Origin of the sequence: Aeromonas sp. 19NY04SH05-1 (genome assembly GCF_040581895.1) — a bacterium.
GTDB lineage: Bacteria > Pseudomonadota > Gammaproteobacteria > Enterobacterales > Aeromonadaceae > Aeromonas > Aeromonas enteropelogenes.
In genome coordinates this window covers 1,940,592-1,965,628 of the sequence record NZ_CP095328.1, presented here as the reverse complement: position 1 = coordinate 1,965,628, position 25,037 = coordinate 1,940,592, and the positions used below count along the sequence as shown (strand labels likewise).

Genomic DNA, 25,037 nt, shown 5'->3' with positions numbered 1-25,037 from the left:
CGTCGTCAATGGAGGCGCCTTCAGGCGTCCAGTTCAACCAGCGCCTTGGCCAGTTCGATGGGCTCCAGCTCCTGGCCTTCCAGATCGGCATTCCAGTTCGGGCCAACCAGCACATCGTCATCATCCAGATCGTTGATCCAGATGTCGAGAAACTCTTCCAGGTCGATCACTTCCGGCTCATAGTCGGCCCACTCGTCCACACAGTGCAGACGGGCATCTTCCTCGGCGGACCAGAGCGGCATCACATCGGCATCTTCAAATTCGGCAGAGCGGCAGACCACCCAGTCTTCACCGTAGCGCAGACCCCAGACCTGACCCGACTCGCGGACTTGTTCAACAAACAGCTGGAAATTGGCGTCAAGATTGTCAGTTAATTTGCTCATGGGGCTCTCTCTTACAGGCGGCTGGCCAATACGGACCAAGAATGGGGCAGATGGTGTCGCAAAAGCCCCCCAGACTCAAGTCAAATCCCTAAAAAGACGGGGGATACCCCCATCAAGTACGATATCGCACCACCAGGGTACTCAACTCATCGCTGGTTTGCGACAAGGAGCCGGCCGCCTGACCGGTACGCCGGTTCTCCACCAGGGCCTCTCTGGCCAGTTGGGTAATGGCTGACAGGCGCTGGGTGATCTCCTCGGTCGAACTGCTCTGCTCACCGGCCGCCCCGGCAATTTCGCTGTTCATCGCCAATATGGTGCTCACTGCCTCGTCAATATTGCCGATGGCTCCTTCCGCATCCCCGGCTTTCTGCGCCGTCGAGCGCGACAGTCGCTGCAACTGTTCGATGCCGGTCGCCACCTTGCCGGCGCCCTCCTGCAAGCGCTGGATCATCTGCCGGATCTCGTCGGTAGAGCTGTGGGTGCGAGTGGCCAGGGTACGCACCTCATCGGCCACCACCGCAAACCCCCTTCCCTGCTCACCGGCGCGGGCCGCCTCGATGGCCGCGTTGAGGGCCAGCAGATTGGTCTGCTCGGCCACCCCGCGGATCACGTCAAGCACGGAGCCAATCTGCTGCGAGTCCTGCTCAAGGCGGGCTACGGCCTGTACCGTCTCCTCCATCTCGTCCGCCAGCTGTCCTATGGTGGTGATGGTCTGGGCCACAATCTCGCGGCCATGCTGGGCCAGCAGGCGTGCCGATTCTGCCGCCTGGGCTGCTTGCTCGGCATTGAGGCCGATGGCGCGGCTGCTTCCGGTGATCTGCACCATGGCCGCCGCCACCCGCTGGGTGTCCTGTTCCTGATCGGTCACGATGGCACTGGTGCGTGCCACTACTTGCTCGAGCTGCCGGGCTGCATCCTTGTTGTGGCTGGTGATCTGCTGGGCACGACCGATCAGCTGGGCCATCTGGTTGGCAAACTGATTGAAATTGGCCGAAAGCAGGCTGAGTTCATCACGGCCGCTCTCGGGCAGGCGAAAACGCAGGTCCCCCTCTCCCCTAGCCATGTCACCCAGGGCAGACACCGACTGGGACAGGGGCATCACTATGCTGCGCCGGATCAGGGTCGCAGCCGCGAGCAGCAGCACAGCCAGCAGGGCGCCTATGCCCATCAGGGTACGCAGTACCTGCTGGTATTGCGCCTCCACATCATCCACATAGATGCCGGTGCCGATGATCCAGTCCCAGGGGGTAAACTGCTTGACGTAGGAGATCTTGCGCACCGGCTCATCGACGCCGGGTTTGGGCCAGTAGTAGGCCACTTCGCCGCTCCCGTTTTGCTGCTTGACCCGCTCGACGAAGGCGACGAACAGCTTGAGCCCCTGCTTGTCCTCCACCCCCGAGAGATCCTGACCATCGAGCTCGGGCTTCATGGGGTGCATCACCATGGTGGGATGGCTGTCATTGATCCAGAAATAGTCGTTCTGGCCATAACGCAGTTTTTGCACGGCGGTCAGCGCCAGTACCTTGGCGTTCTGTTCGTCCAGCCTGCCCTGGCGTACCTGCTCTTCATAGCTGGCGACCAGGCTATAGGCCGTCTCCACCTGTGAACGCGCCTGGTTGCTCTTCTCCGCCATCAGCCCCTGGTAATAGACGCGCAGGCAAGCGAACAGCAACAAGCCCAGCACGGCGACCACCATCAACACCATCAGCATCAAGCGATGGCCAATACTCCATTGCCTCAACATACCGTCATCCTGACAAAATACATTTTGTTAACAAGGTATGCTGACGGCTTCATCCATGTCCATGGTCATCAGCAAACGACATCTAAAAACTTGATCCATCTCGAAAAAACAAAAGGCGCCTGATGGCGCCTTTGCATTCAATACAGTGGGAAAATCAACGCTCCCAGTACACCTCTTCCAGGCTGTCCTCTTTCTCCGGCAGACCGCGGGAGAGACGGGGGCTGCTCTGGGCAAGCACCTCGTAGCTGACCCGGTTGGCGTATTTGCACACCTGGGCCAGGGAGGAGTAGGTGAGGAACTCGGAGATGTGCTTGGCGGAGTTGGGCACGTTCATCCGGTGGTAGGAGTTGGCTACCATGTCGTGCAGCACGGCGGAAAGGGCACCGTCCCCCGCCCCGTTGGTGTTCTTGATCTTCTCCGGGCCACCCATGTAGGGGGAGATGTGGGAGTAGATCCGCATCGGCTTGCGGCATTTGCTGCGTGCCATCGGGCGGCTGAACTCATACATGTTGAACTCGGGGATCACCCCCGGCAGCAGGGTATGAGTGGTCTCGCGCTTGTAATCCTCGTCGGTGTAGCTCGCCATGTAGAGGCCGATGGGGCCGGCGGTGCAGAGCACCATGTCAGCCCAGTCGAGGGCCTTGTCGGCGGCACCAAGGGGATCGGCGATGCCGGTCAGGGCCTCGCCCTCGTCCTCGTTCATCGCCAGCACGGTCACGTTCTCGGCGATGAATTCGCGCCACCACTGGGGATTCTCGTCGATGACGAAGCGGGTACCCAGGGTCAGTACCACGGGGATGTCGGCCTCACGGGCATAACGCACCGCCGTCATGGCCGCTTCCTTCATGGGGTCACCGTCATCACCGCGTACCAGATAGGCGGTGATCACCAGAGCGGAGGCTCCCTTGATCACCTCTTCGGGGATGTGGCGCACGTCCAGCTGATTCATCTTGCCGGCATTGATGCCGAAGCTGCGCTCGCCACACTCGGTGATGAAGGTGAAGCAGCGACCGATGGGGCCATCCACCGGCTGCAGATAGTCGAGGTTGACGCGAGAAGAGGTGTTGCACAGATAACGGTAGGCATAGCAACCGATCCGGATATCCTGGCTCATTACTCCCAGCAGGATGGAGTGGGAGTCGGCCAGTACTGAGTAGTTGTGGACCGTGTTGCCGATGGTGCCGCCGGCAAATTCGCTCACCACCATGTTGTTGGCCTTGAGCTCGTCGTAGATGCGCTCGGCCACCTCGTCGGTGATCACCACAGAGTGGCCCTTGCTCAGACCATAGCGAGCCAGAAAGTCATCATCCACATGGGCTTCGATGTCAACCAGGGTCTGATCGATACCCACGACATAGGCTTTGCCCAGTTCGGTGAGTTGGGCGCTTTGCGAGATCAGGGGATCACGGCGATCGACAGGGAAGTAGTGTTTGGACTTGCGCTGACCGGGAAATTTCATGGCAATGTTCTGTGCTCTGGGGAAAAGAGGGGCGGGATTTTAACACAATCAGCCGTCCCGAAAAGTCGCCCTGATTAAATTATGGGGTCAGTATAGACAAGGGCTGCAGGGGAAAACGTTTATTCTTCGCCCAACAAAAAACCACCTCGCCGGGAGGTGGTTTTTGTGTACCCAAGGAAGCTATTTTCAACTCGCCGACAGCAGCAGTGCCAGCACCGAAAAGAGTCCCAGGGACAGCCAGAACAGCAGGGTGCCAAACAACCGCGGCAGATTGGGGGCCTTGGGGATCTGCATGCCGATGGCATGGAGCACCCGACCCGCCAGCAGCATGCCGCCGCCAAGATGAAGCCACAAGGCCCCCGCCCCGGCCAGCTCGCAGAGGGCCATCAACAGCAGGGTCAAAGGAACATACTCGGCAAAATTGCCGTGGGTACGGATCGCCGCCAGGAGCTCTGGCGCCTCCCCTTCCCCTATCATCACCTTAAACTGGGCCCGGCGTTTGACCACCCAGAAGGAGAGCAGCAGAAACAATAGCCCCAGCAAGCCTGCATAGAGCAGGGTGATATGGATCATGCGATCGCTCCTCGTTGATACATCATACTGCCTACCCTCCTCACGCCAGCTCGCGACAGATGAGAGAGACCATCATGCGGATATGAGCCTGATCGCTGTTGAGGGCAGGAATATAGGCAAACTGTTCGCCACCGGCTTCCATGAAGGCCTCATGGTTTTGTACCTGGATCTCCTCCAGGGTTTCGAGACAGTCGGCGGCAAAGGCCGGACAGATCACATCGAGCCGCTTGATGCCGCGACCCGGCAGGCCGGCGACGGTTTCGTCCGTGTAGGGCTTGAGCCACTCCTCCTTGCCAAAACGGGACTGGAAGCTGGCCGTCCACTGCCCCTGCTCCAACCCGAGCGCCTCCGCCAGCAGGGCGGCCGTGGTGCGGCACTGCTGGCCGTAAGGGTCCCCTTCCTGCTCGTAGCGCTCGGGGATACCGTGGAAGGACATCAGTAGATGCTCCCCCTGACCGTGCTGCTCCCAGTGACGGCGCACGCTCATGGCCAGCGCCTGGATGTATTCCGGGTGAGCATGGTAATCACGAATGAGCCGCACCACCGGCAGGTTGCGCTCTTTTTTCATCGCCTTGGCCCAGGCATCGAACACGGAAGCCGTGGTGCTCACCGAATATTGCGGATAGAGCGGCAACAGGATCACCCGGTTGACCCCCTTGGCCTTGAGCGCCTGCCAGCCATCCGTCATGGAGGGCGAGCCATAGGTCATGGCCAGCTCCACCGGCACGTCCACCCCTTCCCGCTTGAGCTCCTGTTCCAGCGCGGTGCGCTGCTGCTGGCTGATGACCATCAGGGGTGAGCCCTGATCGGTCCACACCTGCTGGTACAACTTGGCCACCTTGGGCGAACGGGTCGGCAAGATGATGCAGTGAAGCAGCGGGCACCAGAGGTAGCGAGGCAGATCGACAACCCTGGGATCATGGAGAAACTGGCTCAGAAAAGCTTTGACGGCGGCGGTAGTGGGGGCGGCTGGGGTGCCCAGATTGACCAGCAAGATGCCTGTTTTCGTGGTCACATTGGCTTCCTGTCTATCTGTCGTGATGCAAAAAGGGCCCATCAGGGCCCTTCTCTTAAATTACCTGATGGTACAGGGTGTCATCGACCGGGCTCAGCCCAGGATGGCGGCGAGCTGCTGGCTCACCAGATCCACCGGCTGAGTGCCGTCGATCTTGACGTAACGGGTGTTGCCCGCTTCCGCTTCCTTGCCGTAGAAACCGATGAGCGGTGCAGTCTGCTGATGGTATACATCCAGACGCTTGCGCACTGTGGTCTCTTCATCGTCGGCACGGATCACCAGATCTTCGCCGGTCACGTCATCCTTGCCTTCCACTTTCGGCGGGTTGAACACCACGTGGTAGGTACGGCCGGAGCCGGAGTGAACGCGACGACCGCTCATGCGCTTGACGATCTCTTCGTCCGGTACGTCGAACTCCAGCACGAAATCAACGGACACACCGGCATCCTTCATGGCTTGCGCCTGGGGAATAGTGCGCGGGAAACCGTCCAACAGGAAGCCTTTGGCACAATCGGCCTGGGCGATACGCTCTTTGACCAGACCGATGATGATGTCGTCAGAGACCAGTTGACCTGCATCCATCACAGCCTTGGCTTTCAAGCCGAGCTCGGTGCCCGCCTTGATTGCGGCACGCAGCATGTCGCCAGTGGAGATCTGCGGAATACCGTGTTTTTCCATGATGAATTGAGCCTGGGTACCTTTGCCGGCGCCCGGAGCCCCCAACAGAACAATGCGCATACACGCTCCTATTGATTGGTTATTCAAATCTTGCGAAGGCAAAAAAGTACACGGTTTCGCCCGCTTCTACAAGGGTGCCCCGCCTGAATGAGTAATTAATCGCCTTAAAAATGCAGGGCATACGCCGCCAGGCTGAATCGTAGGCCAAAAGGTAAGTGATTAAACATTCACCATGGGTGCTGGATGGAGAGGAAAAAAACAGATAAAAAAATCCCGGCTAGGGGGCCGGGAATTGCGCTCAAAGAATACTACTTGTCGCTCGTAGTAGGAACGAGGCAATAGTAGTTGGCCCCCGTTGCGTCAACAACTGTCAGAAGTGACAGGAAGACCGCTATGAAACCGGAACTGGGGATCCGGCGAGCAGATAAGCTCGGCCTCCAGCCTGCCGAAAAAGGCCACCCGCTCGCTGATATCCTCCCCTGCATAGAGCTCGGCCAGCGCCAGATAATCCTGATAGTGGCGCGCCTCTGAGCGCAGCAGGGAGACGTAGAAGCGACCCAGCTCCTCGTCCAGATGGGGTGCCAGCTTGGCAAAACGCTCGCAGGAGCGCGCCTCGATATAGGCGCCGATGATCAGCTTGTCGACTATGGTGGCGGGCTCGTGGGTGCGCACGTGCTGCATCAGGTTGCGCGCGTAGCGGGAGGCGGTCACCGGGCCGTAGGGGATGTCGCGGGCGGCCATCAGCTCCAGCACCTGCTCGAAGTGGTGCAGCTCCTCCTGAATGAGCCGCACCATGGGAAACAGCAGCGGATTGCGAGAGAGCTCCTCGAACACGGTGCGATCGGTCTCTCCCATGGTCCGCTTGCCAAGGATCTCCGCCTTCTCGGGGATGGCGTCCAGCTCGCGATAGAATTCCAGCTTGGGCAGCAGGTGGCGCTTGCCCTTGGGCAGGCAGTAGCGGCGCACCAGGCTGTGAGCGGTGAGCGCAGCCTTGTTCTCGCAGTTGGCGTGATCGATGAGCAGGGTCGGCAGGTGGGCGGGATCCCGCGCCATCTCCACCCACTCATCCGGGGTCTCACAGTGCAAAAACTGGCGCACGGGGGCTAGCAGATCATCCATCTGAACTCTCATCTGATCGGAAAACATGGCAGGCGCCTATGCTAGCGGATCCCGCCGTCACAGCCCACCCCTGCACGCATAAGAGCCGCTTTTTCAAACAGATATCCCCTGCCCTCCCAAGTTGCAGAAACAACAATGGGGGCCAGGGCCCCCATATCATCATCTTTAGCAACGGAGAAAACGTTTAACTGCCTTCGTTAAAAATTTCCAGGTTGCTGGTGCCTTCGTGCCACTCGCGTACCGCCTTGCTGTCATCGTTGCGCAGGGCGTTCAGGTGATCCAGATAGGATTGATCCACGTCGGCGGTGACATAGTGGCCATTGAACACCGAGGTCTCGAAGTGGCGCAGCTCCGGGTTGATCTCCCGTACCGCGGCTTCCAGATCTTCCAGATCCTGGAAAATCAGACCGTCAGCGCCGATCAGGGCACACACCTCTTCCACTTCCCGACCGTGGGCGATCAGTTCGTTGGCGGTGGGCATGTCGATGCCATAGACGTTGGGGAAGCGGATCTCGGGGGCGGCGGAGGCGAAGTAGACCTTGGCGGCACCGGCTTCTCGCGCCATCTGGATGATCTGCTCGGAGGTGGTACCGCGCACTATGCTGTCGTCCACCAGCAACACCTTCTTGCTCTTGAATTCGGAGCTGATGGCGTTGAGCTTGCGACGCACCGACTTCTTGCGCTGGGTCTGGCCCGGCATGATGAAGGTACGGCCGATATAGCGGTTCTTCACGAAGCCCTGACGGTACGGCAGATCCAGGGTGTGGGCGATCTCCAGCGCCACGTCGCAGGAGGTCTCGGGGATGGGGATGACCACATCGATATCGAGATCTTCCCACTCGCGGGCGATCTTCTGGCCCAGCTTGCGACCCATGTTGAGGCGGGCGGCGTAGACCGAGACCTTGTCGATGAAGGAGTCGGGACGGGCGAAGTAGACATATTCGAAGATGCAGGAGCTCATCTGCGGGTTGTCGGCGCACTGCTCGGAGAAGAGCTGACCCTGTTCGGTGATGTAGATGGCTTCGCCCGGGGCGACGTCACGCACGGTTTCAAAACCGATGGCGTCGAGCGCCACACTCTCGGAGGCGAGCATGTACTCCACCTGACCCTGTTCGTCCTGACGACGGCCGAGGATCAGCGGGCGGATACCGTTCGGGTCACGAAAACCGATGAGACCGTGGCCGATCACCAGGGAGACCACCGCATAGGCGCCACGGATCTGCTGATGGGTCTTGCGCACTGCGGCGAAGATGTCCGCCGGGGCCAGCGCCATCTTGTCACACAGATCCAGCTCGTGGGCCAGCACGTTCAGCAGCACTTCGGAATCCGAGGTGGTGTTGATGTGGCGACGGGCCACCTTGAACTGCTGCTCCTTGAGCACCTTGGCATTGGTGAGGTTGCCGTTGTGGGCCAGCACCATGCCGTAGGGGGAGTTCACATAGAAAGGTTGGGCTTCTGCCGCACTGGAGCTGCCTGCGGTGGGATATCTGACATGACCGATGCCGATGTTCCCTTGCAGACGCTGCATGTGGCGCACTTCAAACACGTCCTTCACCAGGCCATTGGCCTTGCGTTGCCGGAAGTTTCCACTGTCAATGGTTACGATCCCGGCGGCATCCTGTCCCCTGTGCTGCAACACCGTCAAGGCGTCGTAGAGGGCCTGATTGACCGGAGTGGTGCCTACTATACCGACAATACCACACATGTCTTTGCTACCTCGAAGTCACTATACCTGTTTAAGAAAACTCGATGAGTTCAGCATGAACCCGAAAAACCACTGGATGACCGGCTTGAACTCGGGCACCAGTTTGGAGGCCTGCCACCAGTCGCTCTGGGAGAGGCTGGTGAAGGTATCCATGAAAAAAAGCAGGGCACTGACAATCAGTACCCCGCGAATTGCACCGAAGCAGACCCCCAGCACCCGATCGGTACCCGAGAGGCCGGTCTTGTCCACCAGCAGGCCCACCACATAGTTCACCACGCTGCCGAGGATCAGGGTCGCCACGAACAGGGCGGCGATGGCCAGGCCGTTGCGCACCAGGGCATCGGAAAAGGAGGTGAAATAAACGGCGAGATCAGGATAGAAATGGCTGGCAATGAAGAAGGCGACAAACCAGGTGACGAGTGACATGGCTTCCTTGACGAAGCCGCGCACCAGGCTGATGAGGGCAGAGAAACCGACGATACCGACGATGGCGTAATCAATCCAGACCATAGAAAAAGATGTCCTGCGAAATTGCGGCGCAGTCTAACAAAAACGATTGCGCAATGCTTGATAAAATTGTGTTACATGTTCAAAGAAGCGCCGGTTGCGCAGATTTATTCACGATAAAAACGGTTGACCGGCGCCAAAATGCACAACGCCATGGCATGGCCATGGCGTTGTCGTTACCAGCGCGAACTTAACCTATGTGGGTCAGACCGCCCATGTAGGATTGCAGCGCAGCCGGGATGGCGATGCGACCATCTTCCTGCTGGTAGTTCTCGAGCACCGCCACCAGGGTACGGCCCACCGCGAGGCCGGAGCCGTTCAGGGTGTGGATCAGCTGCGGCTTGCCATCGACACGCACGCGAGCCTGCATGCGGCGCGCCTGGAAGTCGGTGCAGTTGGAGACGGAGGAGATCTCACGGTAGGTATTCTGGGCCGGCAGCCACACTTCCAGATCGTAAGTCTTGGCGGCGCAGAAACCCATGTCTCCGGTGGAAAGAGCCATCACGCGATACGGCAGCTCCAGCAGCTGCAACACCTTCTCGGCGTGGCCGACCATCTCTTCCAGTGCGTCCCAGGATTTTTCCGGGTGAACCAGCTGGACCATCTCGACCTTGTCGAACTGGTGCATGCGGATGAGGCCGCGGGTGTCACGGCCGTAGGAGCCCGCTTCGGAGCGGAAGCAGGGGCTGTGGGCGGTCATCTTGATGGGCAGTTCCTGCTCGTCGAAGATCTCGTCGCGGGCCATGTTGGTGAGCGGTACTTCGGAGGTCGGGATCAGGGAGAACTTGCGCAGCTTGCCCTCGTCTTCCCCTTCCCCACCGATGCCGGTGTTGAACAGATCTTCGGAGAACTTGGGCAGCTGACCGGTGCCGTACAGGCTGTCCGGGTTGACCAGATAAGGCACGTAGCACTCGGTGTAACCGTGCTGCTGGGTGTGCAAGTCCAGCATGAACTGGGCCAGGGCGCGGTGCAGACGGGCAATCTGGCCCTTCATCACCACGAAACGGGCACCGGAGAGCTTGACGCCGTTCTTGAAGTCAACGCCCTTGGCCGCTTCACCCAGATCCACGTGATCGCGCACCGGGAAATCAAACTCGCGCGGGGTGCCCCAACGGCGCACTTCCACGTTGTCATTCTCGTCGCGACCGACCGGGGTGGTCTCGCTCGGCAGGTTGGGGATCATGTCGGCGATGGTCTTGAGCTCGGCCAGCAGGGCCTCCAGCTCGACCTTGCTGGTTTCCAGCTCCTCATTGATCTTGGTCACTTCGGCCTTGAGGGGGGCAACATCTTCACCACGACGGGCAGCTTCACCGATGGATTTGGAGCGGGCATTGCGCTCGGCCTGCAGCTCCTGGGTACGGGACTGCAGATCCTTGCGTTTCTCTTCCAGAGCATTGACAGCCGCTACGTCCAGAACGTAGCCACGTGTCGCCAGACGAGCGGCAGCTTCTTCAATGTCGCTGCGCAGATATTTGGGATCCAGCATGGTTTACCTACTTTTTTAAAATGGGATCTGGGCCTGGGTCATCATGACGGGCTTGGAAACAGATCCGGAAGTTAACATCGGTTGGCATACCCCAATCGTCTTCAGAATCGGACCCGGAGGATCGGGCCGTCGAAATCAGGAAGATGGCACCAGGCCAAGACAAACGGGGTCAGAGGGGCAGTGTAGCAGACCGCCCCCCTGCCCGAACAGGGACTATTTGCCTCGTTTTCGCGACGGATCACGCCAAGGGACCCAGATTATTCAAGGGGTTGGCCAATTTTCAGGCAATATGCTCCCGCAGGGGTCAGGGGCGCCGTTTATTGGGACTCTGTCGGTCCAGATCATGGAGATAATCGAGCTTCTGGGCGATCTGCTTCTCAAGGCCGCGATCGGTGGGCTGATAGTACCGTTTGCCGGCAAGCTCGGGCGGGAAATACTCCTCGCCGGCGGCATAGGCACCGGGCTCGTCGTGGGCATAACGGTACTCGGCGCCATAGCCGAGCTCGCTCATCAGCCTGGTCGGGGCGTTGCGAAGGTGCACCGGCACCTCGAAATCGGGCAGATTCCTGGCATCCACCAGCGCCGCCTTCCAGGCGGTGTAGACCGCATTGCTCTTGGGCGCGCAGGCGAGGTAGACGATCGCCTGGGCGATGGCCCGCTCCCCTTCCGCCGGTCCCACGCGATGAAAACAATCCCAGGCGGACAGGGCCACCTGCATGGCGCGCGGATCGGCATTGCCCACGTCTTCCGAGGCAATCGCCAGCAGGCGACGGGCGATGTAGAGGGGATCGCAACCGGCGCTCACCATGCGGGCATACCAGTAAAGCGCCGCATCGGGGGCCGAACCGCGAATCGATTTGTGCACCGCCGAGATGAGGTCATAGAAGTGGTCGCCCTTGTTGTCAAAGCGCGCTACGTGCTCCCCCACCACGGCGGCGAGCAGAGCGCTGTCGATCTGCTTGTGGCCGCCAGCGTCCTGTTCGGCCATGTCGGCCAACAGCTCCAGATAGTTGAGGGACTTGCGCCCGTCCCCATCCACAGCCTTGGCCAGTGCCTCCTTCACCCCGGGGGCGAAGGTGAGCGCCGGATCATTGAGACCACGGGGATCCGTCATCGCCTGATCGATCATGGCGAGGATGTCATCCTCTTCCAGCCTTTTGAGCAGATAGACCCGGGCCCGGGAGAGCAGTGCGTTGTTGAGTTCGAACGAGGGGTTTTCGGTGGTGGCACCGATGAAGGTGATGGTGCCATCTTCAATATGAGGCAGGAACACATCCTGCTGGCTCTTGTTGAAGCGGTGCACCTCGTCCACAAACAGGATGGTACGCACGCCACGCCAGCTGTTTTCTTTGGCCTTGTCGATGGCGGCGCGGATCTCCTTGATGCCGGAGGTGACAGCCGAAACCCGCTCCACCTCGGCCTGGCAGTAGTGGGCCACCAGCTCCGCCAGCGTGGTCTTGCCGGTTCCGGGCGGCCCCCACAGGATCATGGAGTGGCAGTGGCCCGCCAGGATCGCCTTGCGCAGGGGCTTGTCGGGCCCGAGGATATGCTGCTGGCCAATATACTGGTCAAGGTTTTGTGGCCGCATCCGGGCCGCCAGCGGACGAAAATCCGACGAGAAATCCAGCGACAGATTGCTCATCAGCGTTGATCGTCCAGCTCGACCCCCTTCGGGATCTTGAACACGAACTCGTTGCCCTTGAGCACCGGCTTGCGGTTGAACTGGCTCAAAGTGAACTCGCTCCACTGCCCCTGTGCCTCTTTCACGTCGAAGCGGCTGATGTTGTCCTGCCGATCGAAGGTAACGCGGAAGGAGGCGATCAGCTCATCCTGGTTGCGGCTGGTGACGGTATAGACATCCCCCTGCCGGGTCACGTCATAGTTCTTCCAGAATTTGTCGTCATTGCCCGCGATCAGGATGAAGGGGGTATTGAGCACCGCATCTTGCAATTTAAGGGCGGTGACCTGCTCGACGAAGGGGTCATAGACCCACACATCCTTGCCGTCAGCCACGATCAGGCTCTCGTCCGGTGAGGTGGTGTGCCAGTTGAAGCGATTGGGGCGCTGCACCAGCAGGGTACCGCTGGCCTTTTGCAGCTCCTTGCCCTTGCTGTCGTAGACGGTCTGGGCAAACTTGGCGGAGAAGAGGCTCACCCCCGCCAGTTTCTGCTTGAGATCGCTGGCCGCATCGGCCCACGCCTGGCTGCTGGCCACCAGCAGCACGGTTCCCATCAACAGTTGTTTTTTCATCAGGCTTTTCATAAAACGCTCTCGATAAAAGGCCACGCCCGGTGAGGGCATGGCCAGGATAGTAGGATGAGACTCAGTCACGCACCGGTGGTGGCGCCAACACGTCGCGCTGGCCATTGCCACCCGGCGAGCTGACGATGCCCTGGTTCTCCATCTGCTCGATGAGACGGGCCGCCCGGTTGTAACCGATCTTGAACTTGCGCTGCACGCTGGAGGTGGAACCGCGACGCGACTCCACCACGAAGGCCACCGCCTCGTCGAACAGGGGATCGAGCTCTTCGTCGCCACCACCGCCATATTCGCCGCTGCCACCTTCGCCGCCCGACTCTCCGGAGAGGATCTCGTCGATATAATCCGGCTCGCCGCGCAGTTTCCAATCCGCCACCACCTTGTGCACCTCGTGGTCATCGACGAAGGCACCGTGAACACGGGTCGGGTTGGAGGTGCCGGCCGGCATGTAGAGCATGTCGCCCATGCCCAGCAGGGATTCGGCGCCCCCCTGATCCAAAATGGTACGCGAATCGATCTTGCTCGATACCTGGAACGAGATGCGGGTCGGAATGTTGGCCTTGATAAGACCGGTGATCACATCCACCGACGGACGCTGGGTCGCGAGGATGAGGTGAATACCGGCCGCCCGCGCCTTCTGGGCAATACGGGCAATGAGCTCTTCCACCTTCTTGCCGACGATCATCATCATGTCGGCAAACTCGTCCACCACCACCACGATATGGGGCAGTTTTTCAAGCTCGGGCGGGGTTTCGTCCATGGAGTCACCCGGGCGCCACAGCGGATCCAGCAGGGGATCGCCCGCCTCGATGGCCGCCAGTACCTTGTCATTGTAACCCTTGAGGTTGCGCACCCCGACCGCCGACATCAGCTTGTAGCGACGCTCCATCTCGCCCACGCACCAGCGCAGGGCATTGGCAGCGTCCTTCATGTCGGTGACCACTTCGGTCAACAGATGGGGAATGCCTTCGTAGACCGACAGCTCCAGCATCTTGGGGTCGATCATGATGAAACGCAGATCTTCAGGCGATGACTTGTAGAGCATGGAGATGATCATGGTGTTCACCCCCACCGATTTACCCGAGCCGGTGGTACCGGCCACCAGCAGGTGCGGCATCTTGGCGAGGTTCACCACCACGGGGGAGCCGGCAATGTCCTGGCCCAGACCCATGGTCAACGGATTGTGGCTGTCGCGGAAGGCTTCGCAGTCGAGGGTCTCGCGCAGGTAGACGGTCTGGCGTACCCGGTTGGGCAGCTCGATCCCCACATAGGTCTTGCCCGGGATCACCTCCACCACCCGCACGCTGCTGGCCGACAGAGAGCGGGCCAGATCGCGGGACAGGTTGGTGATCTTGCTCGCCTTCATGCCAGGGGCCAGATCCAGTTCGAAACGGGTGATGACGGGGCCCGGATAAACGCCGACCACCTTGGCCTGCACGTTGTAGTCGGCGAGTTTCGCCTCCACCAGACGACCCATGCGCTCCAGCTCGTCCTTGCTCATCATCTGGGTTCTGGCCGGGGGACGATCCAGCAGCTCGAGACTCGGCAGCGGCGGCAGGTTGGCCTGCACGCGGCGCTTGGGCTTGCCGGGCGTGGCGGCAACCGGCGCGGCCGGCTCCTCGTCATCCCCTTCCGCCCAGGGCAGGTCGAGATCATCGTCGCCATCGGCCATTGCCAGCGCGGGCTGACGACGGGCATTGGCGGCGACGCTGCGCTTGGGCTTGGGTGCCGGTTCATCTTCATCATCAAACCGGGGGTCGAACTCGAAGGTGTCGTCATCGAGCTCCGGCAACCACTCTTCCTGTGACGCCTTCTGGTGTTTCCCCTTGGGACGATGACCCCAGTTGCTGTGCGGCTCGGCGTCGTCCTCTTCATCAAAGGCGATGTTGCCGACATTCCCTTCCAGCAAGGGATCCGGCCCCTCGTTGCGAGGCTGGCGCCAGCCGCCGGTCAACCAGCGACCCAGGGTCGTCGGGAAGTGATAGATGGCGCCGACTGACCCGGTGCAGGCGGCACCGATCCGCTCCACGATGGTGAGCCAGGACCAGCCGGTAAACAGGGTGATGCCGGTCGCCACGAAACAGAGCAACAGCAGGTTGGCCCCGACGCCGCCAAACAGCGGCACCACGGCGGTGGCGATCACATCCCCCACCAGACCACCGGCGGAGAAATTCTGCATGTCATTGAAATTCATGCTGGCAATGGCTGACATGCCGAGCACGGTGAGGATGAAACCTATGACTCGCACCCCCAGGGTGAGGTAATCCACATCGAGCAGACGACTCGGGCGCCACAACAGGCTCCAGCCCAGCAGCACAACCAGAGGAGGAACCAGGTAGGAGAAGGCCCCGAAGGTGAACATGGTGATATCGGCCAGCCAGGCCCCGGCGCTACCGGCGAGGTTTTTCACCTCCCCTTGCCAGGAGGTTTGGGACCAGCCGGGATCGGCGGGGTGGTAGGACAACAGGGCAAGCAGAAGATAGGCAGCCATCAGGGTGATGGCGATCAAGACGGCTTCGAAGATCCGTTGTGTACCTGATAAAGGAGTAAACAGCTTTTTATCGGCCAAACTCCGGCTCCTTTCTGAAAACATGTAATGCAGGAAATAAGGGGGGCTAGTATCCCCGAAAAGCCCACCGATTGTCAGCCCGTGTCTGCTATGGGCATGCCATCTTTGCACGCCGTGCAACAAGAAGAAACGAGCGGACCGGCCGCTCGTTTCTGACTGTTATGGTGTCTCATATGGATAAGACACCATAGCATAACCTGCTTTATCGGGTGCTGATCACCAGACGACTGCTCTGTTTGACCTCTTCCATCACCACGTAGGTGCGGGTGTCGTTGACACCGGGCAAGCGCAGCAGGGTCTCCCCCAGCAGCCGGCGGTAAGCCGACATGTCGCTCACCCGGGTCTTGAGCAGATAATCGAAATCACCGGATACCAGGTGACACTCCTGGATCTCTTCGAGCACCTGAACGGCCTTGTTGAACTGTTCGAACACATCGGGCGCCCCACGGTTAAGGGTGATCTCGACGAAGACCAGCAAAGAGGCATCCAGGTAGTGAGGGTTCAGAATGGCGGCATATCCTTCGATATAACCCTGTCGCTCGAGGCGACGAACCCGTTCCAGACACGGTGTGGGACTCAGGCCAACTCGTTTGGACAACTCAACGTTCGAAATCCTGCCATCCTTTTGCAGTTCATTCAGAATGTTGCGGTCAATCCTGTCCAAATCCTTTAGCCGACTCTTAGCTTCCATCATTTTATTCCATCCTTTGGCTATTTTTTGGTAAGAATCACCAGTCATTTTATAATTATGGTCACAAATCCTGTCAATACCTGAATATACTAGGCGCAAATGTTATTAACATTTAAGCAACATAAAACACCAATCGATAGACGAGGGATAGCATGATTATCGGTGTACCGAAAGAGATAAAAAACCATGAATATCGCGTAGGCATGGTTCCGGCCAGTGTACGTGAACTGACAGCACGAAACCACACTGTTTTCGTCCAAAGCGGTGCCGGAAACGGCATTGGCTTCAGCGATGCAGATTATATGGCTGCCGGCGCCGATATTTTGGCCACCGCCGCCGAGGTTTTCGCCAAGGCCGAGATGATCGTCAAGGTCAAGGAGCCCCAGCCAATCGAGTGCGCCATGTTGCGCCCGGGTCAGACCCTCTTTACCTACCTGCATCTGGCGCCGGATCTGCCACAGACCGAAGCCTTGCTGAAAAGTGGTGCCATCTGCATCGCTTACGAGACGGTCACCGATGGTCGTGGTGGCTTGCCCCTGCTGGCCCCCATGTCGGAAGTCGCGGGTCGCATGTCCATTCAGGCGGGCGCCCAGGCACTGGAGAAATCCCGCGGTGGTAGCGGCGTGCTGCTCGGTGGCGTGCCCGGCGTCGAACCGGCCAAGGTGGTGATCATCGGGGGCGGTGTAGTGGGTTCCAACGCGGCCCGTATGGCCATCGGCCTGCGCGCGGATGTCACCATTCTTGACAACAACATTGATGCCCTGCGCCGACTCGACAACGAGTTCCAGGGATCAGCCAAGGTGGTCTACTCCAACAGCGAAACCCTGGAACGTCACCTGCTGGCAGCCGATCTGGTCATTGGCGGCGTGCTGGTGCCGGGTGCCACTGCGCCAAAACTTGTCAACCGTGACCACATTGCGCGCATGAAGCCTGGCTCAGCCATCGTCGACGTGGCCATCGATCAGGGCGGCTGCGTGGAGACCTCCCACCCCACCACTCACGAAGATCCCACCTTTATCGTCGATGACGTGGTGCACTACTGCGTGGCCAACATGCCGGGCGCCGTGGCGCGTACTTCGACCGTGGCTCTCAACAATGCCACCCTGCCCTTCATCATCAAACTGGCGCAACAAGGGTATCGTCAGGCGCTGCTGGCAGACTCCAATCTGCTGCATGGTCTCAACGTGATGGAAGGCAAGCTGACCTGCAAGGAGGTCGCCGTGGCCCATGGACTTGTCTACACGGATCCCCTGACCCTGCTGAACTGATCTGCTCGATTTTCCCAAGAGACGATGAGTGAGAATCCGCCCGCGATGGGCGGTTTTTTTTATTTCCCAAACCCACCCCGCCGCTCATACGTACACGATTAAAACAATCGACTCACTGGCCTTTGACCCCTTATCACGAATTACCTACAATCGCGCAAACTCATTACGTCTCGGAAACTACATCATGAGCCAAGTCACTCACAGCAAACTGCTGATCCTGGGCTCCGGCCCGGCCGGTTACACCGCTGCCGTCTATGCCGCCCGCGCCAATCTCAATCCCCTGCTCATCACCGGCATGCAGCAAGGCGGTCAGCTGACCACCACCACAGAAGTGGAAAACTGGCCTGGCGATCCCGAAGGCCTCACTGGCCCTGCCCTGATGGAGCGCATGAAAGAGCATGCGGAGAAGTTTGATACCCGCATCCTGTTCGATCACATCAACGAGGTGGAGCTGACCCAGCGCCCGTTCCGTCTCAAGGGTGACAACGGCGAGTACACCTGCGATGCCCTGATCATCGCCACCGGTGCCTCCGCCAAGTATCTGGGCCTGCCCTCCGAAGAGGCGTTCAAGGGGCGCGGCGTCTCTGCCTGCGCCACCTGTGACGGTTTCTTCTATCGCAATCAGGAAGTGGCGGTGATCGGGGGTGGCAACACCGCCGTGGAAGAGGCCCTCTATCTGGCCAACATCGCCAAGAAGGTGCATCTCATTCACCGCCGCGACGAGTTCCGTGCCGAGAAGATCCTGATCAAGCGCCTGCATGACAAGGTAGCCAGCGGCAATATCGTACTGCATACCCACCAGACCCTAGACGAAGTGCTGGGCGATCAGATGGGAGTCACCGGCGTGCGCCTGCGCAACACCCAGGACGACACCACCTCCGAACTGGCACTGATGGGCGTCTTCATCGCCATCGGTCACCAGCCCAACACCCAGATCTTCGACGGCCAGCTGGAGATGCAAAACGGCTATCTGAAAGTTCGTGGTGGCCTCGACGGCTTTGCCACCCAGACCAGCATCGAAGGGGTCTTTGCCGCCGGTGACGTGGCCGACCACACCTACCGTCAGGCCATCACCTCCGCCGGTACCGGCTGTATGGCGGCCCTCGATGCAGAACGCTATCTCGACGCACAATAAACGCGCTCCAGATGTGATATAAGGCATACCCTCGGGTATGCCTTTTTCATATGTAGGAGTCTAATGAAGCAGAAGATATTGATAGTCGAAGACAGCCTGACCATACGTCGCATGCTGACTCAAGCCATTGCCCAGCAAACCGGTCTTGAGATTGATGCCTTCGACACCCTGGAAGGCGCCCGTCATTGCCGGGGAGAAGAGTATGTGGTGGCGTTGGTGGACTTGACGCTGCCGGATGCCCCAAGCGGAGAAGCCGTCAGCGCACTGCTGGCCCGTGGCCTGCCGGTGGTGATCCTCACCGCCGACATCAGCGAGGATAAACGCAGCGCCTGGTTGGAAACCGGGGTGCTGGATTATGTGATGAAGGATTCGCGCCACTCGCTGCAATATGCGGTCAGCCTGGTGCATCGCCTCTATCTCAACCAGGCCATTGAAGTGCTGGTCGTCGATGATTCACGCACCTCCCGCCACCGCACCATGACCCAGCTGCGCAAACAGTTGCTGCAGGTTCATGAGGCGAGCCACGCCCGTGAAGCGCTGACCATGCTGGAGCAACACCCGGGCATTCGCCTAGCGCTGGTTGACTACTATATGCCGGATATCGACGGGATCAGCCTGGTACGTATGCTGCGCGAGCGCTACAGCAAGCAGCAACTGGCCATCATAGGGATCTCGGTCTCCGACAAGCGGGGGCTGTCAGCCCGCTATCTCAAGCAAGGCGCCAACGATTTCCTCAACCAGCCGTTCGAGCCGGAAGAGCTGCAGTGCCGGGTCAGCCACAATCTGGAGGCGCTCGAGCAGTTCAACAGCATTCAGGAGTCGGCCAATCGCGACTACCTGACTGGCCTGTACAACCGGCGTTACTGGTTCAATGAAGGGCAGAAATGGTTCGAAGAGCATCAGCGCCAACAGACCCAGCTCGCGCTCTGTGTACTCGATGTGGATCACTTCAAACAGGTCAATGATCACTGGGGCCATGCCATCGGCGATCAGCTGCTCTGCCACCTCACCCGCTTGATGACCCAGTTCTTCCCCGATGCCATGATTGCCCGTTTTGGGGGGGAAGAGTTTGCACTCATGGTCCCGCACTGCACCGTGAGTGTCCTTAACAAACGGCTGGAAGGGCTGCGTCAGCAGTTGCGCCAGCAACCTCTTTCCAAGGAGCATCCCCTGTTCGTGCGCGCCAGTTACGGCGTGATCAATGTCGGGCGAAGTTCCATGGACGAGGCACTGAGCGAAGCGGATCGCCTGCTGTATCAGGCGAAAAATACCGGTCGCGATAAAATCGTGTCTCAGGACCCAGCTGCCTGACCGGCAAGCAGTGAGTCCCGTGTGTTACCGCCCGACAGATTTTCTCTCCGAAAATCTGTCGGTTGTTTTTCAGCCCCTCTCTCAAAACGTCTTGTCGACCCGCACACCGTCATCGAAATAGAGAATGCGGACCTTGTCCCCCTTCATGAACACCATGGCGGGATCATAATCCTGGATCACGTTGACCAGCCCATTCTGTTCATTGCGAATGAGCAGTTCCACCAGCTTGTTTTCCACCACGCTGCCACCGGACGACTGATACTGCTGCGCCATGGCGGCCCCCGCCAGCGCCCCCACTGCAGTCGCAATTTCCCGGCCATGGCCGCCGCCAAACTGGTTGCCAAGTAGCCCACCCAGCACGGCGCCCCCCAGGGTTTTCCAGCCGGAGTGCTCGGATTCCAGGATCTGGCGCTGGGTAATGTTGCGCACCGTATCCACTTCGCCAAATACCACCTGATTCACGGGCCTGGCGGTATTGCGCTCATACACAGCAGCCCAGGCTGGCGCAGTGACAAACCAGATCAAGCTGGATACTATCAGGATAATGCCCTTCATCTGTGAACCTCGTTGCCTAATGTCTCGCTATCTTACCCAACTGGATGATGAGCTCTGCTGGTTTCCCGACCCAAAGCATGCCCTGGAAGAGCCCAACGGCCTGCTGGCGATTGGGGGCGATCTCTCCCCGACACGTTTGCTGGCAGCTTACCACAAGGGGATCTTCCCCTGGAATGAGCCCCACCAGCCGACGCTCTGGTGGTCACCGGATCCCCGGGGGGTGATCCGGCCAGAGCAACTGCACATAGGGCGCACCCTGCAAAAAGTGATGCGCCGCACGTCATTCGATATTTCCCTCAATCGCGCCTTTAATGAGGTAATCACCGCCTGCGCTGCTCCGCGACGCACTGCCGATGAAACCTGGATCAGCAGGCCCATGATCGAGGCTTATCAGCAACTTCATCGCCTGGGTCATGCCCACTCCATCGAGATCTGGCAAGAAGGACGGTTGCAGGCGGGATTGTACGGGCTCTCGATTGGTCGACTGTTCTGTGGCGAGTCCATGTTCAGCCACATCGACAATGGCGCCAAACTGGCCATGGTGGCCCTCTGTCGTCACTTTGCTCGTCATGGGGGTGAACTTGTCGATTGCCAGATGCAGAACCCGTTTCTCGCCACCCTGGGTATTGAAGAGTGGCCAAGAGCCCGCTTTCTGAAAGCACTGGCAGTACTGGGGCAACAAACATTGGCGGCAACATGCTGGCACAAGGGGGAGATCAGCCTATGACGGAAGAAGTGATCCTCAAAGTAGGGCTCACCCCGAAACACCCTTGCAGTTATCTTGACAAGGAGCAGGAACAGTTGCTGGTGCTGATGGACCACTCCCTGCTCAATGCCAGCGGTTATGAGCGCCTGCTGACCGCAGGATTTCGCCGCAGTGGCAACGACATCTATCGCCCCCACTGCCCCGCTTGCCATGCCTGCCAATCTCTTCGCATTCACAGCGAACTGTTTCGCCCCAGCCGCGGGCAAAAGCGGATCCGCCAGCTCAACAGGGATATCGACATCGTGCTGAGCTACGATGACAAACCCGAATATTACCTGCTCTACGAACGCTACATCCGGGAGCGCCACCGCGATGGCAGCATGTATCCCCCCAATCGCAACCAGTATCGCGGCTTTCTCCACTGCGACTGGATGCCTCCTCTTTTTCTGGAAATGCGCAAGGAAGGGCGGCTCATCGGGGTCGCCACTACGGATCTGCTGCCTCACTCCCTGAGCGCCATGTATACCTTTTTCGACCCCGATTACGCCGACCGCTCTCTGGGCACCTTTGCCATCCTGAGCCAGCTCGATCTCGCCAGACGCACGGGGCGTAACTGGCTCTATCTTGGCTATCTGGTAGAAGCGTGTCGCAAGATGAATTACAAGCGCAATTATCTGCCCCATGAGGTGCTAATCCAGGGAGAATGGAAAAATATCGACAGCAAGCCCGAGTAAACTTTACACATAGCCTTAAATCCGGCATGATCCAGCGGTTTTTTGTTGTGGCTTATCAAGAGGATTCAATGGCTAAAGAAGACAGTATTGAGATGCAGGGCACTATTCTCGAAACCCTGCCCAATACCATGTTCCGTGTGGAACTGGAGAATGGTCACGTGGTTATCGCTCATATTTCCGGCAAGATGCGCAAAAACTACATTCGTATCCTGACTGGAGACAAAGTAACGGTAGCACTGACTCCCTACGATCTCTCCAAGGGACGTATTGTTTTCCGCTCTCGCTAAGCCAGGAATTCAGCAAAAAACCCCAACCTTTCGGTTGGGGTTTTTTGTCGTTTTCTAATCACAGATGCTTAGTGGGAAACAGCTTCAACATCGACCTGAAAGTCAAAGCTGAGGCTGTCATCAACCAGCTCAACCTTCACAACCCCACCATCGACCAATGAGCCAAACAGGATCTCGTTGGCTAGGGGTTTCTTGAGGTGTTCCTGGATCACCCTCCCCATCGGTCTGGCCCCCATGGCTCTGTCATATCCCTTCTCGGCCAACCAGTGACGAGCACGTTCTGACACCTCGAGAGAGACTCCTTTCGCATCCAGCTGAACCTGCAACTCGACAATAAACTTGTCGACGACCTGGTGGATCACCGTCATATCCAGATGGTTGAACCAAATGATGTGGTCGAGACGGTTGCGAAACTCCGGGCTGAATGTCTTGTTAATCACCGCCATGGCATCGTGGCTCAGATCCTGCTGCTGGAAACCGATGGACTTGCGTTGGGTTTCCTGCACCCCGGCATTGGTGGTCATCACCAGGATCACATTGCGAAAATCAGCCTTGCGCCCGTTGTTATCGGTCAGGGTCCCGTTGTCCATCACCTGCAGCAACAGGTTGAAGACATCCGGGTGTGCCTTCTCAATCTCGTCGAGCAACACCACTGAGTGAGGGTGCTTGATCACCGCATCGGTCAACAGGCCACCTTGCTCAAACCCGACATAGCCAGGAGGGGCACCGATCAGACGGGAGACTGTGTGGCGCTCCATGTATTCGGACATGTCAAAGCGCAGCATCTCCACCCCGAGGGCCTTGCCCAGTTGCTGGGTCACCTCTGTCTTGCCCACCCCGGTCGGACCGGCAAAGAGGAAACAACCGACAGGGCGACGCTCGTTACCCAATCCCGAACGGGACAAACGGATCGCATCCGTCAGCACTTCGATGGCTTTGTCCTGGCCGAAGACCACCATCTTGAGATTACGCTCCAGATTTTTCAGCACTTCCTTGTCGGAGGAGGAGACTGATTTTTCCGGGATACGGGCAATCTTGGCCACGATGGCTTCTATTTCCTGCACATTGATCACTTTCTTGCGCTTGCTCGCCGACAACAACCGCTGCCCAGCCCCCGCCTCGTCGATCACATCGATGGCTTTATCCGGCAAATGACGATCGTTGATGTATTTGGCCGACAGCTCCACCGCAGCACGGATCGCTTTGACGGTATAACGCACCCCGTGGTGTGCCTCGTAACGACTCTTGAGCCCCATCAGGATACGTGTGGTATCGTCAACGCTCGGCTCGACGATATCGATCTTCTGGAAGCGACGTGCCAGAGCACGGTCTTTCTCGAAGATCTGGGCATATTCCTGATAGGTGGTTGAACCAACACAGCGCAGCAAACCGTTGGAGAGCAGCGGCTTGATGAGGTTGGCCGCATCCAGCTGGCCACCGGAGGCAGCACCGGCACCTATGATGGTGTGGATCTCGTCGATGAACAGAATGGCCCCTTCCTGGCGTTCAATCTGCTTGAGCAGCACCTTGAGGCGTTTCTCGAAATCGCCGCGGTATTTGGTTCCCGCCAGCAAAGAGCCCATATCAAGCGAGTAAATAGTGCTACCTGCAATCACCTCGGGCACATCCCCCTTGACGATCCGGTAGGCCAGCCCCTCGGCGATGGCGGTCTTGCCGACACCGGCCTCACCGACCAGCAGGGGATTGTTTTTGCGACGACGACACAACACCTGGATGGTGCGATTCAACTCCTGATCACGACCGATCAGGGGGTCAATGCGCCCCTCCAGCACCAGCTGATTCAGATTGGTCGCAAAACTCTCGATCTGGGCGGCAGAGACGTCGTCATCAGACTCAGGATTGCTATTGCTGCCAAGGTCCGGCTTGCTCTCCTTGCGAACACCATGGGAGAGGAAATTGACCACGTCGAGGCGACTGATCTCGGCTTTTTTCAGGAAGTAAGCCGCTTGCGACTCCTGCTCGCTGAAAATGGCGACCAGGACATTGGCACCACTGACTTCGGTGTTGCCCGATGATTGCACATGGAACACCGCACGCTGAAGCACTCGCTGGAATCCCAGCGTCGGCTGGGTTTCACGATCTTCATCGTCACGGGGAATAAGAGGGGTTGTTTGATTGATGAATGCGCGGATCTCTTTGCGCATCTGCTCGACATCGGCACCACAAGAACTCAGCGCCTCATGGGCTGAGCTGTTATCCAGCAGGGCTAACAACAGGTGCTCGACGGTCATGAATTCGTGGCGCTCGTCACGGGCCAGTTTAAACGCCTCGTTCAGCGTTTTTTCCAGATCTTTATTCAACATAGGCACCTCCCCTAGTACAGCTACAATGTGGTGTCACACTCGCCATCAAGTCATCAGATTCAAGCCTTTTCCATAGTACATAGCAGTGGATGTTCGTGGTTACGTGAATAGGTGTTGACCTGGACTACTTTGGTTTCGGCGATCTCTGCGGTAAACGTGCCACAGATCCCCTTACCACTATAATGCACGCTCAGCATGACCTGAGTTGCCTTGTCCAAATCCATACCAAAGAACTTTTGCAGCACCTCCACCACGAACTCCATCGGTGTGTAGTCATCATTGTTCAACACGACCTTGTACATGGGGGGCGGCTGCAGCTTTGTCTTCTCTGCTTCTGCAATCTCTTCATTAGCAAAGAGTTCTTTCTGCTTGCTCATAATCGCGCTTTGGTACCTCTAGATTACTACCGCCTAACACAAGCTTGTCAATAGACTTGTTAACCAGATCACATCAACTGTTAACAACTTCTTGACTCGCTCAAAAGTTGGACTAGATTGGTTACTTGCTAATCTGTGCCCGTCTGCTACGG

At 58.6% G+C, this 25,037-nt stretch carries 23 protein-coding genes; 6 read left to right on the top strand and 17 right to left on the bottom strand.

Going from position 1 to position 25,037, the window contains the following annotated elements:
• Positions 1 to 20 precede the first annotated feature (20 nt).
• The 14 genes from MRK42_RS09160 to lrp all read right to left on the bottom strand — a co-directional run bounded on the left by MRK42_RS09160 (position 21) and on the right by lrp (position 16,191).
• Positions 21 to 383 carry a DUF2750 domain-containing protein gene (locus MRK42_RS09160; RefSeq protein WP_026456412.1) on the bottom strand — a complete coding sequence of 121 codons (363 nt, stop codon included), beginning with the start codon at positions 381 to 383 and terminating at the stop codon, positions 21 to 23.
• Between the two features lie 112 nt (positions 384 to 495).
• On the bottom strand, positions 496 to 2,127 hold the full coding sequence (locus tag MRK42_RS09155; protein ID WP_338612219.1) for a methyl-accepting chemotaxis protein: 1,632 nt from the start codon (positions 2,125 to 2,127) through the stop codon (positions 496 to 498).
• A 154-nt stretch (positions 2,128 to 2,281) separates the two neighbouring features.
• Positions 2,282 to 3,586, bottom strand: a complete 1,305-nt coding sequence (locus MRK42_RS09150; protein WP_026456414.1) for an inosine/guanosine kinase — start codon at positions 3,584 to 3,586, stop codon at positions 2,282 to 2,284.
• A gap of 186 nt (positions 3,587 to 3,772) precedes the next feature.
• Positions 3,773 to 4,159, bottom strand: a complete 387-nt coding sequence (locus MRK42_RS09145) for an MAPEG family protein (RefSeq protein ID WP_042029207.1) — start codon at positions 4,157 to 4,159, stop codon at positions 3,773 to 3,775.
• A gap of 40 nt (positions 4,160 to 4,199) precedes the next feature.
• Positions 4,200 to 5,174, bottom strand: coding sequence for a ferrochelatase (gene hemH, locus MRK42_RS09140; protein WP_216992176.1), 975 nt, complete (start codon positions 5,172 to 5,174; stop codon positions 4,200 to 4,202).
• A gap of 93 nt (positions 5,175 to 5,267) precedes the next feature.
• Positions 5,268 to 5,912 (bottom strand): adenylate kinase, encoded by a 645-nt coding sequence (gene adk, locus MRK42_RS09135; RefSeq protein WP_042029209.1) that lies wholly within the window; start codon positions 5,910 to 5,912, stop codon positions 5,268 to 5,270.
• Between the two features lie 300 nt (positions 5,913 to 6,212).
• Positions 6,213 to 6,971 carry a tRNA isopentenyl-2-thiomethyl-A-37 hydroxylase MiaE gene (gene miaE, locus MRK42_RS09130; protein ID WP_338612218.1) on the bottom strand — a complete coding sequence of 253 codons (759 nt, stop codon included), beginning with the start codon at positions 6,969 to 6,971 and terminating at the stop codon, positions 6,213 to 6,215.
• A 184-nt stretch (positions 6,972 to 7,155) separates the two neighbouring features.
• Positions 7,156 to 8,676 (bottom strand): amidophosphoribosyltransferase, encoded by a 1,521-nt coding sequence (gene purF / locus MRK42_RS09125; protein WP_338612217.1) that lies wholly within the window; start codon positions 8,674 to 8,676, stop codon positions 7,156 to 7,158.
• A gap of 21 nt (positions 8,677 to 8,697) precedes the next feature.
• A complete protein-coding gene (locus tag MRK42_RS09120) occupies positions 8,698 to 9,186 on the bottom strand; it encodes a CvpA family protein (RefSeq protein WP_042069609.1) in 489 nt (162 codons plus the stop codon).
• Positions 9,187 to 9,373: 187 nt separating this feature from the next.
• Positions 9,374 to 10,669, bottom strand: a complete 1,296-nt coding sequence (gene serS, locus MRK42_RS09115; protein WP_338612216.1) for a serine--tRNA ligase — start codon at positions 10,667 to 10,669, stop codon at positions 9,374 to 9,376.
• A gap of 304 nt (positions 10,670 to 10,973) precedes the next feature.
• The gene (locus MRK42_RS09110; protein WP_042029213.1) at positions 10,974 to 12,311 is read right to left on the bottom strand and encodes a replication-associated recombination protein A; all 1,338 of its coding nucleotides are present in this window, start codon (positions 12,309 to 12,311) and stop codon (positions 10,974 to 10,976) included.
• Positions 12,311 to 12,919, bottom strand: coding sequence for an outer membrane lipoprotein chaperone LolA (gene lolA, locus MRK42_RS09105; protein ID WP_338612215.1), 609 nt, complete (start codon positions 12,917 to 12,919; stop codon positions 12,311 to 12,313). The genes MRK42_RS09110 and lolA overlap by 1 nt, the downstream gene beginning before the upstream one ends.
• Before the next feature lie 73 nt (positions 12,920 to 12,992).
• On the bottom strand, positions 12,993 to 15,497 hold the full coding sequence (locus MRK42_RS09100; RefSeq protein ID WP_338612214.1) for a DNA translocase FtsK 4TM domain-containing protein: 2,505 nt from the start codon (positions 15,495 to 15,497) through the stop codon (positions 12,993 to 12,995).
• Positions 15,498 to 15,699: 202 nt separating this feature from the next.
• Positions 15,700 to 16,191 carry a leucine-responsive transcriptional regulator Lrp gene (gene lrp / locus MRK42_RS09095; RefSeq protein ID WP_005300047.1) on the bottom strand — a complete coding sequence of 164 codons (492 nt, stop codon included), beginning with the start codon at positions 16,189 to 16,191 and terminating at the stop codon, positions 15,700 to 15,702.
• 149 nt (positions 16,192 to 16,340) lie between these two features.
• Between lrp and ald the strand changes: the two genes are divergently transcribed.
• The 3 genes from ald (at position 16,341) to MRK42_RS09080 (ending at position 19,902) form a co-directional block, all read left to right on the top strand.
• Positions 16,341 to 17,456 carry an alanine dehydrogenase gene (gene ald, locus MRK42_RS09090; RefSeq protein WP_042069613.1) on the top strand — a complete coding sequence of 372 codons (1,116 nt, stop codon included), beginning with the start codon at positions 16,341 to 16,343 and terminating at the stop codon, positions 17,454 to 17,456.
• A 184-nt stretch (positions 17,457 to 17,640) separates the two neighbouring features.
• Positions 17,641 to 18,591: a thioredoxin-disulfide reductase gene (trxB, locus tag MRK42_RS09085; protein ID WP_026456807.1), complete on the top strand. Its 951-nt coding sequence runs from the start codon at positions 17,641 to 17,643 to the stop codon at positions 18,589 to 18,591.
• Between the two features lie 63 nt (positions 18,592 to 18,654).
• Complete coding sequence (locus MRK42_RS09080; protein ID WP_042069614.1) at positions 18,655 to 19,902, top strand: diguanylate cyclase; 1,248 nt, start codon at positions 18,655 to 18,657, stop codon at positions 19,900 to 19,902.
• A gap of 81 nt (positions 19,903 to 19,983) precedes the next feature.
• On the opposite strand, the gene MRK42_RS09075 is transcribed toward MRK42_RS09080, so the two are convergent.
• Complete coding sequence (locus MRK42_RS09075; RefSeq protein ID WP_042029219.1) at positions 19,984 to 20,457, bottom strand: glycine zipper 2TM domain-containing protein; 474 nt, start codon at positions 20,455 to 20,457, stop codon at positions 19,984 to 19,986.
• A gap of 19 nt (positions 20,458 to 20,476) precedes the next feature.
• On the opposite strand from MRK42_RS09075, the gene aat reads away from it, so the two are divergent.
• The 3 genes from aat to infA all read left to right on the top strand — a co-directional run bounded on the left by aat (position 20,477) and on the right by infA (position 22,184).
• Positions 20,477 to 21,184 carry a leucyl/phenylalanyl-tRNA--protein transferase gene (gene aat, locus MRK42_RS09070; RefSeq protein ID WP_338612213.1) on the top strand — a complete coding sequence of 236 codons (708 nt, stop codon included), beginning with the start codon at positions 20,477 to 20,479 and terminating at the stop codon, positions 21,182 to 21,184.
• Complete coding sequence (locus tag MRK42_RS09065; RefSeq protein WP_042029221.1) at positions 21,181 to 21,897, top strand: arginyltransferase; 717 nt, start codon at positions 21,181 to 21,183, stop codon at positions 21,895 to 21,897. The genes aat and MRK42_RS09065 overlap by 4 nt, the downstream gene beginning before the upstream one ends.
• A 68-nt stretch (positions 21,898 to 21,965) precedes the next feature.
• Complete coding sequence (infA, locus tag MRK42_RS09060; protein ID WP_005300033.1) at positions 21,966 to 22,184, top strand: translation initiation factor IF-1; 219 nt, start codon at positions 21,966 to 21,968, stop codon at positions 22,182 to 22,184.
• Positions 22,185 to 22,252: 68 nt separating this feature from the next.
• Here the strand turns inward: infA and clpA are convergent, their stop codons facing one another.
• Positions 22,253 to 24,508: an ATP-dependent Clp protease ATP-binding subunit ClpA gene (gene clpA, locus MRK42_RS09055; RefSeq protein ID WP_026457985.1), complete on the bottom strand. Its 2,256-nt coding sequence runs from the start codon at positions 24,506 to 24,508 to the stop codon at positions 22,253 to 22,255.
• Positions 24,509 to 24,567: 59 nt separating this feature from the next.
• Positions 24,568 to 24,885 carry an ATP-dependent Clp protease adapter ClpS gene (gene clpS, locus MRK42_RS09050; RefSeq protein ID WP_026457984.1) on the bottom strand — a complete coding sequence of 106 codons (318 nt, stop codon included), beginning with the start codon at positions 24,883 to 24,885 and terminating at the stop codon, positions 24,568 to 24,570.
• Positions 24,886 to 25,037: the final 152 nt, after the last annotated feature.